Origin of the sequence: Vibrio sp. 10N.261.51.F12 (genome assembly GCF_041471725.1) — a bacterium.
Taxonomy (GTDB): Bacteria; Pseudomonadota; Gammaproteobacteria; order Enterobacterales; family Vibrionaceae; genus Vibrio.
The window spans coordinates 187,672-203,201 of record NZ_JBFROV010000001.1 but is presented as its reverse complement, the minus strand read 5'-3'; the positions used below and the strand labels follow the sequence as shown (position 1 = coordinate 203,201).

Genomic DNA, 15,530 nt, shown 5'->3' with positions numbered 1-15,530 from the left:
TACAATGTTAATTTTCTCTTTGTAAACTAATGTTCAGCCTTTGTATCCATTAGCTACGATAAATACCTCACGGGAACGCGCTCTTGATGAATCCGGTTTACGAATCTTCACCACTTTGAACATTTCACGCACTTCTTTCACGTATTGCTCAAACCCTTCTCCCTGAAACACTTTAACAACAAAGCTGCCTCCAGGTGCTAAGGCTTGTCTACACATATCTAATGCTAGTTCAACAAGATACATTGCTCTAGGCTGATCGACAGATAAATTTCCTGCCATGTTAGGTGCCATATCAGACATCACCACATCGACCATATCAGGCTGTATGTTTTCTAGCAGGGCATCGAGTACAGCTTCTTCTCTAAAATCACCCTGTAAAAAACTCACACCGGCGATAGAGTCCATCGGTAACAAATCACAAGCAATCACTTGTCCTTCATCCCCAACAACCTTAGCGGCGTACTGTGACCAGCCTCCAGGTGCAGCGCCCAAATCGACAACTGTCATCCCAGATTTCAATAGCTTATCTTTATTTTGAATTTCTTCAATTTTAAAGATAGCACGAGATCGATACCCTTTTCTTCTGGCTTCATTTGCATATTTATCATCAAAATGCTCCTTCAACCAGCGGCCAGAACTAGCCGAATGTTTTTGCTTACTCATTCAATATCCAACGTCACAAGGGCAAACCCTTAGAATAAAGTATAGTCTTCGTCATTAGATGGCGTTAAAATACGACTTTTCAACCCTAATACTAAATAAATTTGGCCGCGTTATGAACTTAAGCACGAAACAAAAACAGCACCTAAAAGGCCTAGCACACGCACTGAAACCCGTTGTGCTTCTAGGCGCAAATGGACTAACAGAGGCTGTTCTAGCGGAAATCGAAATCGCTCTTGACCACCACGAACTGATTAAAGTTAAAGTGGCTTCGGAAGACCGTGAAACTAAGCTATTGATTGTTGATGCAATTGTCCGTGAGACAAAGGCTGAGAAAGTACAAGTTATCGGTAAAACACTTGTTCTTTATCGCCAATCTGAGCAAAAGAAAATCGAATTACCTCGTAAATAACGAGACCTTAATTCGTCACTCTGCTGAAACAGTTCGTTTCACATTAAAAAGGTCGCTCAATGCGGCCTTTTTTGATCGCACGTTTATCAAATAGACCTATCAATATAAAAAAAGCCGCGCAATGCGACTTTTTTCGTGCTAATTCGACTTAGATATACGCGACTTTATCAATATCAAAATCTTTTTGACCACCCGGAGTGGTTATCGTCACTTCATCACCTTCCATTTTGCCGATAAGTCCACGGGCAATAGGAGAGCTAACAGAAATACGACCAGCTTTGATGTTGGCTTCATCTTCACCAACAATCTGATACGTTTGCTCAGCATCCGTATCAACATCGATTAGCGTTACCGTCGAGCCAAAAATGATCTTACCGGTATTATCCATTTTCGTTACATCGATGACCTGAGCTACTGATAGCTTATATTCAATGTCACGAATTTGTGCTTCGCAAATACCTTGCTCTTCACGAGCGGCGTGGTATTCCGCATTCTCTTTTAAATCACCCAATTCACGAGCTTCAGCAATCGCTTGTGAAATAAGTGGGCGAAGCTTTAGTAGTCGCTCTAGCTCTTCACGTAATTGAAGCTCGCCACGAGCGGTCATTGGAACTTTTTCCATTTTAACAACCTCTTTTCCAAAGTTTACTTTGGACAAAAAAACCCTACTCAAACAAAGCTTGAGTACAATTTAAAAAATTACTGGATTAAGCCTAGTGTAATCAATCTGTGGATACAAATCATTGAAATTCATAATTAGAAGCAAAGTTGTTGGTATTGAATTTCGACTCATTGCTTTACTGTCGCGGCAAGCGAGCCTCACTGAGCTTTACTAGGCGCATTGTAGCCGATAAATATAACGCAAAAATCTCGCTAACTGCAAGTATCAGTTAACGCATAAAACGTGTGCCCATGCACACTCCTACTCTTCTGTTCACTGTGACTCCGTGGTTTCAGTCAATATAATCCAAGGATTCATAATTAGCACTTTATCTCTTACAGGTTGGTTGCTAGCCTACCCCAATACACCATCGATGGCTTACCAGACTACTATGACCATAAATTGCGCCATAACCGCCCTACTATTAACCATTGCCTCCTCCTCAATCATGGCGTCATCAATTGAAGCAGAGTTACCTGAAGGCAGTAGAAACAGCATTTACATCGATGGGTTGAGTCCCTCTTCTTCTGTATTAGTGAGCGAAAACACCGACGCGTACTTTCCACCAGCCAGCACGCTTAAAGTTGTTACTGCACTTGCAGCCAAATTGTCTTTAGGGGATGACTTTCGTTTTGAAACGCCTCTGTATCGTGTAGGAAATGATGTCGTCATCCAATACTCTGGTGACCCATCGTTCTCGCGTGATACGCTACGAATGATGCTAAAAGAGGCCAAGTCATCCATTGGCCCCTCTTTCGGCACCGTTTGGCTCGACGATAGCGTTTTTTCCGGCTATGACCGAGCGGTAGGCTGGCCATGGGATATACTAGGTGTCTGCTATAGTGCTCCGGCCTCTGCCATTACGCTTGATGGTAATTGCGTGCAAGGTGCGCTGTACACTAATGACAATGGCACGACACGAATCAATATCCCCGCACATCAACCAATAGCGGCAACCACAACCGCTCGTGCCGTTACGAAAACACAACAAAAAGAGCGCCACTGTGACCTTGAACTCAATGTGTCACAAGGTAATCAATATTCCCTTGCTGGATGCGTTGTTTCGCGAACATCGCCGCTACCGTTAAAGTTTGCAGTTGCTTCTCCAGAAAAGTTCACTCGTGATGTCATCCGTGCGGAAGCGAAACGTTTAGGGATCACGATATCTGGAGACATAAAAACCGGACGTCCCAAAAACACCCCATCTACGCCATTATTTGTGCAACGATCCCAGCCTCTACCTGAGTTATTGGCCACCATGTTGCGTGACTCAAACAACCTTTATGCTGACACCCTATTAAAGACGATTGGCGCAACGTATTACAATCAACCTGGTTCGTTTAACAACGGTACCGAAGCACTTAAGGCGATACTGAGGCTACAAGCAAATATCGACTTCAGCCGTGCCGTTCTCGAGGATGGCTCAGGCCTCTCAAGAAACAATAGGGTTACCACCAGTCAAATGGCACAAGTGCTCCACTACATTTATGACAATGACGCCACTCTCAATCTTATCAAGCTACTCCCTGTAGCAGGGACGAACGGGACATTAAAGTACCGCCAAAGTATGAGGAAGTCGCCGATAAAAGGCGCGCTTACCGCCAAGAGCGGCTCATTATTTGGCACCTACAATATGATGGGGTATGGGTTAGATTCAGCAGGAAAGCCTCAATCTATTTTTGTTCAAATGATTACCGATTATCACGTAGTTCCTTCGGAAACCAAAAAGCCAGTGGTTTCACCACTGACCCAATTTGAACAAGCCCTCTACCAACAAGTTATCGATTATAGTCTTTCGCTTGAGCGCTCAAACAACAAAGCACAGCCTTAGCTGTGCTTTGTTGTATTGTCATTTGTCATTTGTCATTTGTCCAGATTACGATAGCCCTAAGAAATAGTTGACTACTGTAAAGTAGATCCACATTCCTGAGATATCGACGATAGACGCGAGTACCGGACTCACTAACACGGCAGGGTCTAAACGAAAGACTCGAGCAATAATAGGAAGAACCCCTCCTAATGTCGTTGAGATCGTCACTTGGATAAACAATGCCACCGCTATCGATAAGGCAATGATATTCAAATCAAACCCATTCCCCGCATTCGCGTCACTGAAGAGCAGTATGCGGGCAACCATCACCAAGGCGACTGCCGATGCAAGGCAGACAGCAACTCGGCTCTCTTTCCAAAGTACATCAAGCCACTGCCTTTTTCGTAATTCGCCTGTTGCTAACGCCCTGATGACGAGGGTCGCGGCTTGCGTACCCGTATTACCACCTGCGGCTGCAATCACTGGCATATACACAGCTAATAACACTAACTGGCTTAGTATATCTTCGTACTGAGCGATAATAAGACCAGACACGATGCCCATCAAAGCCAAGGTGATGATCCAACCAATACGCTGTTTAACGTGCTCTAAAACGCCCGTCGATAAATAGCCTTGTGTCGTTTCAGCCTCTGAGTGAATAAAGCCCAATTGGTGTGCAAAGTGTCGCGCTCTTTTGTCGTGACCTTGCAAATCAAGTTGTTGTATCAGGTGTTGTACCTGACCAAATGCACAATGCTGTAATACACCGACCGCTTCATCGATCGGCATCAGCGTTAACAAATTAAGCTGTTGCTCATCGTCGTATTGCAAAAATGCTTTTGTTGCTGCACTGATCTCTTCTTCTGAGAAGCGAGGTGCATTTTCAATATAAGTGTTGTTCATTACCGTCATGGCGAATCTCCCGATTAGCGTTGGTAACGACCATCAATTGTCACGAATACGTGCCTACCACATTTAGATGGCATTCATTCGTAAATAGTAGAAAGGAGAAAAATAAGAAAAGAGTTGTAGATAAAACTTCCCACCTTGAAGGCAGGAACGAAGATCGTAAAATACCGACAGAGTGTTACTTTTCTCCCTTGATACTAGGAGGATGGTCGGTATTGTTCATAGGTATCTCCGAGGAAACTATCAACTTGATAGCGGCGCTAGGATACCAAAAACGCTCATTGAGTAAAGCCTATTTCACTTCCTGAAACTATTTTTTACGCTTTTAATGCCTTTAAGCGTTTACGATCTCGCAAATGTTCATGAATGTGCTTGCTATTTATTTAACTAACTCTCGATTTACTCTCTAGATTCAGCGTCATTGCGATTACCTTCAGAAAAAACGCCTGTTTGTTAAACGATATCTCTAATCGATATCATTTAACAAACAGGCGTTCGATTTACGAATTAAAACAACGCAGAACGCCGTTTTTATCTATTTTACTGTTGTACGCGTCGAAGAATGACCTTTAGTGCTTCAAAGTCATTATCAAGTTCTTCTGACAACAGTTCCATCGCGGCATGTTTAGCCAGTGGTGCCGGTAACTCAATATCAGTGCCTAGGATATCATCCACGACCTCTTTGAATTTTGCTGGGTGCGCCGTACACAAAAACAAGCCGGTTTCATCGGCTTGCAACTGCTCACCAAGCACACGGTAAGCGATCGCACCATGGGGTTCACATAGGTAGCCTTTATCATTCAGAACGCGCACCGACTCTGCACTTTGCTCATCTGTTACTGCGCCTTTACCCAGTGTATCTAGGCCCCAACCTTTTAGCTGGCAAAGCTCTTCAATACGTGGCCAGTTATTAGGTTGACTCACATCCATCGCATTCGATGTTGTCGCCACTGTAGGCTTAGGGGCCCATTGGCCTGTTTCAAGGTAACGTGGAACCGTATCGTTCTCATTCGTCGCCGCAATGAAACGCTTAATTGGAAGCCCGAGTGCTTTCGCTAACAAGCCAGCAGTAAGGTTACCAAAGTTACCGCTTGGTACGGAGATAACTAGATTATCACGCTGTGCTTTACTGAGCTGAGAAGCGGCTTCGAAGTAGTAACAAATCTGCGCCATTAATCGACTGATATTGATTGAGTTCGCCGAATTTAGCCCAATTTCTTTGCGCAATTCAGCATCGTCAAATGCCTGTTTGACTAACGCTTGGCACGCATCAAAGTCACCATCAATCGCTACGGTATGGATATTTTTACCTAGTGTGCAAAATAACTTTTCTTGCAGTGGGCTTATCTTGCCATTTGGGTACAAGATAACAACATTGATGTCTTCCATGCCATAAAACGCATGGGCAACGGCAGCGCCGGTATCGCCAGAGGTTGCCGTCAAGATGGTGATTTTACCGCCATCAGAAACCGCAGCCAGTGAATTCGCCATGAAGCGACCACCAAAATCTTTAAAGGCTAACGTTGGTCCATGGAAAAGCTCGAGGGCGTATACGCCATCTTCGACTTGCTTGATTGGCGCAGGGAACTGAAATGCCGCATCAACTAATTCTGTTACTTTCTCTTTGGACAGCTCGTCTCCAATCAGCGCCGACAGAATCTTCGCACTGCGCGAAACAAAATCTTCAGCTAACAGCGCATCGATATCGTCGAATGTCGGTAATTCAGAAGGGAAAAACAGCCCTTGATTGCGCCCTAGTCCTTGACGGACGGCTTGGCCAAAAGAGACTTGTTCATCGTTTTCTTTGATATTGTAAAGCTTCATAGCTGACTTCCTGTTACTTTCGAACCTTGCTTATCTAAGTGACAAACATGCACGAATCCTTCGTTATTCTGTACGTAATTTTCTTCTAACCAGCGAGCAACACGCTCAGCCACATCTTTCTCTTTACAGATACTAAATAAGGTCGGCCCACTGCCTGAAATACCTGTCGCTAACGCTCCCGCACTAGCAGCATACTCTCGCGCCTTGCTAAAACCGGGAAGCAATTTAGCTCGGTACGGTTCCGCTATGACGTCTTTGATCATCTTTGCAGCCAGCTCAGGCTGACCGGAATGGCAAGCATGGATAAAGCCTGCAAGGTGGCGTCCGTGAGCAATGACATCCTGACGGCGGTACTGCGACGGCAAAATTTCTCTCGCTTCAGCGGTCGATACCTTGATCCCTGGGTACGCCATGACCCAAAACCAGTCATCAAAGCAAGGTACCTCTTGGCTAATAACACCAAGCTCTTCCAGCATAAGCTGTACACCACCTAGGTAACACGGTGCCACATTGTCATAATGGATACCACCAGAAATTTGCCCTTCCATTTCACCCATTAAGGCAAGCAGTTCCGTTTCGTCAAGTGGATTGCCATGAAACTGGTTAAGCGCATCCAAGGCCGCAACGATAGAACAAGCACTTGAGCCTAGTCCAGAGCCAATCGGCATGTTCTTTTCTAACGTCATATGGATGGATTGAAGCGCCACACCTTTCTTATCCAGCTCTCTCGCAAACACTTTCCAACAGTCATAGACAATGTTTTCTTGTGGATCAACGGGCAACTTATCGACAAATCGTCCTTTAGTTGAAAGCTCGAAAGGCGATTCTGATGCTTGAATTTCAACACAGTCCCCTAGCAAGGTTCCATCGATTGGTGAGACCGCAGCACCCAACACATCAAACCCAACACTGACATTGCCGATCGACGCTGGAGCATAAACAACAACACGTTGACTCATTTTATACCCCCAACTTCCAACCAAGTGTACGCATAACATCGGCAAAGACACCGGCCGCAGTTACTTCTGTACCGGCGCCGTAGCCACGCAACACCAATGGAATCGGTTGATAATAGCGGCTATAAAATGCCAAGGCATTCTCACCATCTTTAATCTTGTACATTGGGTCGTTCTCATCGACAGCGGCCATACGAACACGGCACTTGCCATCGGCAATCTCACCCACATATCGAAGCACCTTGCCTTCTTTCGCCGCATCCGCGACTAACTGAGAGAAGTACTTATCGGCTTCAGGTAAGCGAGCCATAAAATCATCAACCGAACCTGAATCATCGAAACCCGGCGGCAGCGCTTGATCCACTTCCACATCTTCAAGTTCAAGCGCCATTCCCGACTCTCGAGCGAGAATTAGCAGTTTACGAGCAACATCCATACCGGATAAGTCATCACGCGGATCAGGCTCAGTGAACCCTTTATCCTTAGCAACATTTGTGGCCTGGCTTAGTGTTAGCCCTTCATCCAGCTTACCGAAGATAAACGATAATGAGCCCGACAAAATACCATTGAATTTTTCCAGCTCATCCCCTGCTGATATCAGGTTTTGCAGGTTTTCAATGACAGGTAAACCCGCCCCTACCGTTGTCTCATACATCAATTTACGACGTGAGCTGCGTGCAACGTCTCGAAGTTGGTGGTAATAGGCCATACTTGATGTATTGGCCTTTTTATTAGGTGTCACTACGTGGAAACCAGCGGCCAAAAACTCGGCATATTGATTGGCAATATCTTCACTCGAGGTACAATCCACCAATACTGGGTTAATAATATGATTACGCTGAACGAGCGCGGCTAATCCAGCGACGCTGAATCGCTCCGTCACATCGCCCATGCGATCTCGCCATTGATCAAGCGGTAAGCCTTTACCGTCGAGAAGTACGCCTTTGCTATTGGCAAGGCCACATACTCGAATAACAATACCTTTTTCTGCCAGTTTTGTTTGCTGACGTTGGATTTGATCAACCAATTCACCACCGACGCCGCCAACCCCAACAACGAACACATCTAAGAAGTGTTTAGAATTGAACAAATTCTCATGACACGCTTTGATCGCTTCTGAGATCTTATCTTCTGGAATAACAGCAGAAATGGCGCGCTCAGAAGAGCCTTGTGCAATGGCAACAATATTGACATTCACTTCAGCTAATGATGAAAAGAACTGTGATGCCACCCCGCGAGAGGTTCTCATACCATCACCAACTAAGGTGACAATTGCGACGTCTTCCATAAACTCGACAGGCTCAAGCAGTGCATTTTTGAGTTCTAGATCAAATGTTTCTTCAAGGATTTGAGACGCTTTTAGCTTGTCTTCTTCTTCGATACAAAAGCTGATGCTGTATTCAGATGAAGACTGTGTAATCAGAACAATAGAGACACCTGCTGATGACATGGCTCCAAAGACACGGCTAGCCATCCCGACCATACCTTTCATACCCGGCCCAGAGACGTTAACCATAATCAGGTTAGATAAGGTGGTGATACCTTTAATTGGCAGGTTATCTTCACCGGTGTCTTGACCGATCAGCGTGCCTGCGCCTTGAGGGTTAAACGAGTTTTTAATCAAACATGGGATATGGAACTGAGCAATTGGAGCAATGGTTTTCGGGTGAAGTACCGACGCACCGAAGTAAGACAACTCCATCGCTTCTTGGTAGCTCAGTGATTTCAGCAAGCGTGCATCATCCACTAATCGAGGGTCACAATTGTATACCCCATCGACATCAGTCCAAATTTCACAACAGTCCGCTCGTAAGCAGGCTGCCAGTACTGCAGCTGAATAATCCGAGCCATTGCGCCCAAGTGTGACTAACTCGCCTTTCGCGTTGCCTGCCGTAAAACCAGGCATGATATGCACGACACCCTCGGTCAATGGGTTTGATCTGAAGTTTTGTGTTGAAATACCAACATCTACCATTGCTTCTAGATAGTCATCATTGGCATAAAGATACTTAACCGGATCAATCAATGCCGCCGCTTGGCCTTTCGCTTCTAGGACCGCTCTCATCAACTGGATTGAAATGCGCTCACCTTTGGAAATGATGCGGGCATTAACATGAGCCGGACAAGTACCAAGCAAACGGATACCATGAACGAATTGATGCAGTTGGAATAAAGAGGTTTTTACCTGATTGTCAAAATCAGCACGCTGTATGTTAGGAAGTACAGATTCAATATTAGAAAATAATTCGTTAAACGCCGTTTCCAGTTCAGAGATCTGAAGCTCGACTTCGCTATTTTTTAACGCGGTTTCAATAATCGCGACTAACTTATTGGTTGTTTTCCCTGGCGCAGATAGCACCACCGCTAAATCTTCTTGTTGGGCATTGTTGGCAATAATGTCTGCCGCTCGTAAAAAGCGATCAGCATCGGCTAACGATGAGCCTCCAAATTTTAGTACTCGCATCCTTTCCTCCCGAAATACTCAAAACAGGTAAAAAAAAGGCCCGTATCTTGTTGATACAGGCCTTGTTCTTGAATTTCTTCCGTCTACCAGCCTGCCCCAACAATGGTTATGTCGGTAATAATAATGGTGGTGGTCATTACTACGAGCTGGTTTCTATACATAGGGTTATCTACAAACTTTCTAATGTGCTTACCCATACGTTTACCGCACTTTCTGTAGAGTAGTCAATCAAAATCTGTACTTTTATCAAATAAACAATGAAATCATAGCCAGTGCTTGAAAACCTACACTTATGAAATGCATATACTGTAACGTTATGAGTAAATCGCCAATTGCTATATACATTTACAACTTTTTGACTAGATCTTGTGCTTTAATTAATGAACAAATATAAAATAATAATGACGAACAAGGAGTGGTGCTATGAAAGCAATGATTGCGTCTGCTTTGTTCGTATTATTATCATCCAGTATGGTCCAAGCCGTCGAACTGCCAGCGCTGCCTGGCAAGCATAACGCATCCCCACATAATTTCTTTCTCTCTTCCGATAGTAAATCCTCGAGCGACGGCATCGATCAATGGAACGTAGACAGTGGCTATTCCTATTCGCTATTTGAGTCTGTCGATATTTATATCGGGGCGCGACTTAATAACTCTGATGAATCAAGTGACAAAGGACTGCTTAGTGGCATGAGTTATCAAGTATCAGAACGAATCTCGGTCAAAAGTACCCTAAGAGGGTACCAATATGAAGAAGATGACATCACACAAGCCGGGATGGCTGCAGAAATATCAAGCAGAATGAGGCTGACAGAAAACCTAGACGTCCACGCTACCTTTGACTTTGAAAAAGTCCAACAAGGCGTTGAGGTCGGCCTAGGCTTTCGATTCTAGAACGTTAACGCTTCTTTAGAGATTAAAATACCGTTCCAGTCCGAGTAAATATAATACCCTGGCTGAACAATCTGATTACTCATGGTCAGCGTAACATTGACATCGCCAGCACCCCGTTTTTCTGTTTTAAAAGGATTCGCTCCCAACGCTTTAACGCCAAGGTCCATTTCGGACATCATAGCAACATCTCGAATCGCCCCATTTACGATCACGCCTTCCCAGTTATTTTCAATAGCCATGATGGCCAATTGATCACCTAGTAAGGCTTTTTGACAAGAACCATTGCCATCCACAACCAGCACTTTTCCCGTTCCATCTTGGGAAAGTACTTCGCGTACTTTGGAATTATCATGATAACAACGGATCGTCACTATCTCGCCCCAAAAGGCCGCACGTTGCCCAAAGTTTTGCAATGGCAAATCCAACAATGTCACTTTGTCTTCGTGTTGGTCACAAATATCAGGTGTGATATCTCTCATTTTTCCTCCGTGATGTCACTCAATAGGCGCGCCTTTAGAGAGTGCTAAACTAAAAATCCTTGTCACTTATTGGGTATTTGACCACTCAACGGTCACTTTGTTACCCAATAAATCTAAATTTTTTAAACGATTCTCCTGCACAACAAGAGCGCTATGCTTTTCCTGCATTATCCGTGAGCTTCATTACATTTAGTTAGAATTTCCGCATAAAACAGAACTATTAATCGTGCAAATCTTTGATCATGTAAAGGCCATTATTGATATAACCACGTAGGCTAGCATTGAGTATCGGCAAGGAGCAACCCATAAAAAAACAAAGGCAAGCTATTGTTTTTAATTGTAAAGTTAACATTAAATTACTTTTTTATTTTAGGTTTAAAACGTCAATCGCCTCAAAATATCTCGTCATTGACGGAGACAGTAGCCAACGCATCATGTTGCACAACAAACATTCAATTAGGCATTAACACACATATTAATAGCAGTGGTCAATTTACCTACTACTATTAATATTTGTTACAAGTCAGCGATTGATTTAAATCAACAAACTGCAAGTAATTAACATTTGACCATTGTTAGCATGCTGTTAACATATTAGAATTCGCCTCAATGACCTAGCGGAATAATAAGAGATTAAAGGGATTTCTCGTTAATTGGCAGCTTCATGGATGGCGACTCATATCGTAACTGTTTCTCTGATTGTAAGCAGAACATCCAAGAAACATTACCTTTATGTTAACTTATTGCCTAGAATTTATTCTACTACAGACAGATTTATCACAAGTTTAATTTAGGTACCGCCAATGCAAAGCCCGCAAATTCTTATTGTTGAAGATGAGCAAGTAACACGTAACACTCTTAAGAGCATTTTTGAAGCAGAAGGATATGCTGTATTCGAGGCCAGTGACGGTCAAGAAATGCATCAGGTCTTAACCGATAATTCAGTTAACCTAGTTATCATGGATATCAACCTGCCAGGTAAAAATGGTCTACTTCTCGCTCGTGAGCTTAGAGAACAAGCTAACGTCGCACTTATGTTCCTAACGGGACGTGACAATGAAGTCGATAAAATTCTTGGTTTGGAAATTGGTGCAGATGATTACATCACTAAACCATTTAACCCACGTGAATTGACTATTCGTGCACGCAACCTTCTGAATCGTTCTATGAGCACTAACGTGTCTCAAGAAGAGAAGCGTAGCGTAGAAAAATACGAATTCAATGGCTGGATACTTGATATTAACAGCCGCTCACTCGTTAGCCCTAGCGGTGATGGCTACAAGCTGCCACGCTCAGAGTTTCGTGCCTTACTTCACTTCTGTGAAAACCCAGGCAAAATCCAAACTCGTGCTGACCTGCTGAAAAAGATGACTGGCCGTGAACTAAAACCTCACGATCGTACTGTAGACGTGACGATTCGTCGTATTCGTAAGCACTTCGAGTCAGTATCAGGAACACCAGAAATCATTGCTACTATTCACGGTGAAGGCTACCGTTTTTGTGGCGACCTTGAAGAGTAAAATTTGAAAGTTTAAAAAAGGGACGCGCATGCGTCCCTTTTTATTTTTGGCGATTTGAGCTCAAATAACATGACATTGCTCAGTCAAACCCGACTCAATAGACGGTGTCGACCATCACCTGTTGATTCGTCAACCAAATCTCTTTGTCACTATTGACCAGAAGCACTGCCACATCCATTGGTTTGGAATTATTAAAGGCTAGCTGCCATTTAAATGCAATTTCCCACTGTTCTTCGCTATGGTTACGCAGCTCAAAATCCTCAGAATCCAATGTCCATGTCTCGCCATCTTGTCTTAGCACGACTTTTACTGCGTCCATATCTGCTGGTAGCTGACTTTCGGTACTCAAATTAAGTGCACCATGAAGCATTTGCTCTTTCATCAACGGCTGTGTTTCACCAATCTTCGGCATCATGTCAATCCACAGGTTAGCTGACAATGAAATAGCTTGTTGTTCAACCATTGCGGTATCTTTTGCAATCCACATGTCGTTATCCATCACTGACGATGACGAACACCCACCAAGCACAATTGCCAATGCAATTGTTGTGATCGTTTTTTTCATTATTAACCCTTACTTTCTAGCCAAGATTTTAATACCTGAATGTCATTGCGATATTCATTTTCTATTTCTTCAATCCAATCTTCAATGTTCTCCCACCATGCTGGCAAATCTGGCGACTGAGCTTTCTGCGCTACAGACTGGATTCTTTTCAAGCCAATCGACCCTGCCGCCCCTTTTATTTTATGAGCTTCAGAGGTAATACCGGGCTGGTCCTTTGCCGTCATGTTTGATTGCAAAATCTCCATATAACCGGGCATCATTTCTTCAAACATCTCGATGCTAGCAAAAACGGGCTTTGTTCCGACAATATCAACGTATGAATCAAGCATTCCGATATCAAGCAATCGTTCGTATAATTCACTATTATTACTCATCAATTCTTCATCCTTTTGCGTTGTGACTTCTATCGATTTATATTCAGTCGGAGTAGCAAAGTTAGTAATGACATCCGTAAGCGCCTTAACACTTAAAGGCTTACTAATTGCGTCATCCATTCCTTGTTCAAGGTAATCCTTTTTGTTCTTGATAACATTCGCCGTCAGAGCAACCAAAGGGGGGAGAGAGTCATAGGCTTCACGGAAATGCTGAGCGACATCAAAACCACTCATGTCGGGCAACTGAATATCAAGCAAGGCAAGATCGTAATCTTCCGGCCGGAATAGATCGATGGCCTCTTGACCGGACATCGCCACTGTCACCGTGTGACCAAGACTTTCCAATAGGCTACGCGCAACAGTGATGTTGAGCTCAATATCCTCAAGCATGAAAATATTCAACCCCTTTTGAGACTCTACTATGCGCTCTTCTGATTGAAGGGTGTCGACACACGGAACGTTAATCGATATCGTAAATGTACTGCCAAACCCTTCCTCACTATCGACCGTAATATCACCGTCCATCATATGAATTAACTGTTGAGAGACCGCAAGACCGATCCCTGTTCCAACCGCATGCAAGTTGTCTTTCTTAGACTTAACTTGATAATACATAGCAAAAATCTTATCGACTTCAGCTTGAGGAATCCCGACCCCTGTGTCCTCAACCTCGATCATGATATGCGCCATCCCATCAACAACATCCGCGCTGACCGTCATGACCACACCACCTTGCTTGGTGAATTTCATCGCATTACTGACAAGGTTCCAGATCACCTGTCGCAATCGTGTCGCATCAACACTAATGCCGACTGGCAGATCAGTGAGCCGCTCTAAGTCAAAACGTAATCCTTTTTGCTCAGCCATCAAGGCCGAGATGCTCTCTATCTCGATGATAAAATCGTCAAAATTAAGCGCCTCTGGATACAGCTCTAGCTTACGGCGATCAAACTTATCCATATCGATAATATCGTTGAAAATATGGCCCAGAGTAATCGCACTGACGTTAATGGTTTGCATATGATTGCGTTGCTCTTGATCTAAAGAACTATCAAGCAGCATTCGGCTTAGCCCGACGATACCGTTAAGAGGGGTACGTAATTCATGGCTAATCGTTGATATGAATGTTGTTTTATCTCGACTCGCTTTTTCTAGAGACTCTTGATGACGCTTTCTCTCTGTAATATCGCGACCAAAACCAACCAGGCCAAGGTGGCGACCATCTTTGCTGTAAAATGGCACTTTTCGCAGTTCGTAATAGCATTTCTTGCTATCGGGATATTCTAGCCATTGCTCATAAGTCAGGGCTTGATTATTGCTCATGACTTTATGATCGGTCTCTACAACTTGTTCAGCGATTTCTTCGGAATACACGTCCCAAGGCGTCAACCCAACGAGTTCTTTTTCCTTTTTACCGGTAAGCTCTTCCATGGCCTTGTTGCAACCTGAAAAGACCCCTTCTGCATTTCGGTAATAAATCAAATCCGGAGAGGCATCAATAAATGAACGCAGTAAGGCTGTCCGCTCTGCAAGCTCGAGCTGTGTCCGCTCTCGCTGGTACACCTCATTTTCGAGATCTTTTATCGCTTCTTTTCGCGCATCTTCGGCCTTTTGCCTTTCTTCAATCTCGAGATTTAACTTACTGATGTTCTGTTGAAGCTTAATATTGAGGTCTTGGTCTCGAGATCGCATGTCTTTTAATTTAGAGACCATCTTTGCCAATCGCTGGCGCGACTCTTCAAGCTGATCAACGACAACCGACAAAAAGTAGACCGCCCACGGGGTGATCAATAAGCCGAAAAAGACCGAGCGAACAATATCAATATCATCCACTCTGCCATTCAGGACAAGGGTAATCGCAACCTGTACCACAACGGCGAGGGCCACTAAAGCAAGTGCCAGTAAGATAGAAAAACGAACAATGCCGAGCTTTACCAAAAGGTCGACATAGTATTGGGCAAGATTTTTGATGGGCTTCATTCAGCACTCCGTGCGTAACAAC

At 44.0% G+C, this 15,530-nt stretch carries 13 protein-coding genes and 1 other annotated feature; of the genes, 4 read left to right on the top strand and 9 right to left on the bottom strand.

Going from position 1 to position 15,530, the window contains the following annotated elements; translation table 11 throughout:
- Nucleotides 1–33: 33 nt before the first annotated feature.
- Complete coding sequence (gene rlmE, locus AB4405_RS00850) at nt 34–663, bottom strand: 23S rRNA (uridine(2552)-2'-O)-methyltransferase RlmE (protein WP_372059245.1); 630 nt, start codon at nt 661–663, stop codon at nt 34–36.
- 112 nt (nt 664–775) lie between these two features.
- On the opposite strand from rlmE, the gene yhbY reads away from it, so the two are divergent.
- Nucleotides 776–1,072: a ribosome assembly RNA-binding protein YhbY gene (gene yhbY / locus AB4405_RS00845; protein ID WP_102468476.1), complete on the top strand. Its 297-nt coding sequence runs from the start codon at nt 776–778 to the stop codon at nt 1,070–1,072.
- 148 nt (nt 1,073–1,220) lie between these two features.
- Here yhbY and greA read toward each other — a convergent pair whose 3' ends face one another.
- The gene (gene greA, locus AB4405_RS00840) at nt 1,221–1,694 is read right to left on the bottom strand and encodes a transcription elongation factor GreA (RefSeq protein WP_102468369.1); all 474 of its coding nucleotides are present in this window, start codon (nt 1,692–1,694) and stop codon (nt 1,221–1,223) included.
- 430 nt (nt 1,695–2,124) lie between these two features.
- Here greA and dacB point away from each other — a divergent pair, with 430 nt between their 5' ends.
- On the top strand, nt 2,125–3,564 hold the full coding sequence (gene dacB / locus AB4405_RS00835) for a serine-type D-Ala-D-Ala carboxypeptidase (RefSeq protein ID WP_372059244.1): 1,440 nt from the start codon (nt 2,125–2,127) through the stop codon (nt 3,562–3,564).
- A gap of 45 nt (nt 3,565–3,609) precedes the next feature.
- On the opposite strand, the gene AB4405_RS00830 is transcribed toward dacB, so the two are convergent.
- From AB4405_RS00830 to thrA, 4 genes are all read right to left on the bottom strand, one after another.
- Nucleotides 3,610–4,455, bottom strand: coding sequence for a magnesium transporter (locus AB4405_RS00830; RefSeq protein ID WP_102468368.1), 846 nt, complete (start codon nt 4,453–4,455; stop codon nt 3,610–3,612).
- Nucleotides 4,456–4,992: 537 nt separating this feature from the next.
- A complete protein-coding gene (gene thrC / locus AB4405_RS00825) occupies nt 4,993–6,276 on the bottom strand; it encodes a threonine synthase (RefSeq protein ID WP_372059243.1) in 1,284 nt (427 codons plus the stop codon).
- The gene (thrB, locus tag AB4405_RS00820; protein ID WP_372059242.1) at nt 6,273–7,235 is read right to left on the bottom strand and encodes a homoserine kinase; all 963 of its coding nucleotides are present in this window, start codon (nt 7,233–7,235) and stop codon (nt 6,273–6,275) included. The genes thrC and thrB overlap by 4 nt, the downstream gene beginning before the upstream one ends.
- A 1-nt stretch (nt 7,236) precedes the next feature.
- A complete protein-coding gene (gene thrA, locus AB4405_RS00815; protein ID WP_102468365.1) occupies nt 7,237–9,696 on the bottom strand; it encodes a bifunctional aspartate kinase/homoserine dehydrogenase I in 2,460 nt (819 codons plus the stop codon).
- 29 nt (nt 9,697–9,725) lie between these two features.
- Nucleotides 9,726–9,844: a sequence feature (Thr leader region), on the bottom strand.
- Nucleotides 9,845–10,119: 275 nt separating this feature from the next.
- On the opposite strand from thrA, the gene AB4405_RS00810 reads away from it, so the two are divergent.
- Nucleotides 10,120–10,590 carry a ribonuclease regulator gene (locus tag AB4405_RS00810; RefSeq protein ID WP_372059241.1) on the top strand — a complete coding sequence of 157 codons (471 nt, stop codon included), beginning with the start codon at nt 10,120–10,122 and terminating at the stop codon, nt 10,588–10,590.
- On the opposite strand, the gene AB4405_RS00805 is transcribed toward AB4405_RS00810, so the two are convergent.
- Entirely contained in the window at nt 10,587–11,069 is a 483-nt protein-coding gene (locus tag AB4405_RS00805) for a putative 4-hydroxy-4-methyl-2-oxoglutarate aldolase (protein WP_102468363.1), read from the bottom strand. The two genes, AB4405_RS00810 and AB4405_RS00805, sit on opposite strands and share 4 nt — an antisense overlap.
- Before the next feature lie 803 nt (nt 11,070–11,872).
- Here AB4405_RS00805 and arcA point away from each other — a divergent pair.
- On the top strand, nt 11,873–12,589 hold the full coding sequence (gene arcA / locus AB4405_RS00800; protein ID WP_102468362.1) for a two-component system response regulator ArcA: 717 nt from the start codon (nt 11,873–11,875) through the stop codon (nt 12,587–12,589).
- Nucleotides 12,590–12,683: 94 nt separating this feature from the next.
- On the opposite strand, the gene AB4405_RS00795 is transcribed toward arcA, so the two are convergent.
- The gene (locus AB4405_RS00795; protein ID WP_102468361.1) at nt 12,684–13,154 is read right to left on the bottom strand and encodes a hypothetical protein; all 471 of its coding nucleotides are present in this window, start codon (nt 13,152–13,154) and stop codon (nt 12,684–12,686) included.
- A 2-nt stretch (nt 13,155–13,156) separates the two neighbouring features.
- Complete coding sequence (gene arcB, locus AB4405_RS00790) at nt 13,157–15,508, bottom strand: aerobic respiration two-component sensor histidine kinase ArcB (RefSeq protein WP_372059240.1); 2,352 nt, start codon at nt 15,506–15,508, stop codon at nt 13,157–13,159.
- Nucleotides 15,509–15,530: the final 22 nt, after the last annotated feature.

Bases quoted from the DNA above. Each gene is read 5' to 3' on its own strand.
- AB4405_RS00830 (WP_102468368.1), bottom strand. From the start codon at position 4,455: ATGACGGTAATGAACAACACTTATATTGAAAATGCACCTCGCTTCTCA.
- greA (WP_102468369.1), bottom strand. From the start codon at position 1,694: ATGGAAAAAGTTCCAATGACCGCTCGTGGCGAGCTTCAATTACGTGAA.
- AB4405_RS00805 (WP_102468363.1), bottom strand. From the start codon at position 11,069: ATGAGAGATATCACACCTGATATTTGTGACCAACACGAAGACAAAGTG.
- dacB (WP_372059244.1), top strand. From the start codon at position 2,125: ATGACCATAAATTGCGCCATAACCGCCCTACTATTAACCATTGCCTCC.
- thrC (WP_372059243.1), bottom strand. From the start codon at position 6,276: ATGAAGCTTTACAATATCAAAGAAAACGATGAACAAGTCTCTTTTGGC.
- arcB (WP_372059240.1), bottom strand. From the start codon at position 15,508: ATGAAGCCCATCAAAAATCTTGCCCAATACTATGTCGACCTTTTGGTA.
- arcA (WP_102468362.1), top strand. From the start codon at position 11,873: ATGCAAAGCCCGCAAATTCTTATTGTTGAAGATGAGCAAGTAACACGT.
- rlmE (WP_372059245.1), bottom strand. From the start codon at position 663: ATGAGTAAGCAAAAACATTCGGCTAGTTCTGGCCGCTGGTTGAAGGAG.
- thrB (WP_372059242.1), bottom strand. From the start codon at position 7,235: ATGAGTCAACGTGTTGTTGTTTATGCTCCAGCGTCGATCGGCAATGTC.
- AB4405_RS00795 (WP_102468361.1), bottom strand. From the start codon at position 13,154: ATGAAAAAAACGATCACAACAATTGCATTGGCAATTGTGCTTGGTGGG.
- AB4405_RS00810 (WP_372059241.1), top strand. From the start codon at position 10,120: ATGAAAGCAATGATTGCGTCTGCTTTGTTCGTATTATTATCATCCAGT.
- yhbY (WP_102468476.1), top strand. From the start codon at position 776: ATGAACTTAAGCACGAAACAAAAACAGCACCTAAAAGGCCTAGCACAC.
- thrA (WP_102468365.1), bottom strand. From the start codon at position 9,696: ATGCGAGTACTAAAATTTGGAGGCTCATCGTTAGCCGATGCTGATCGC.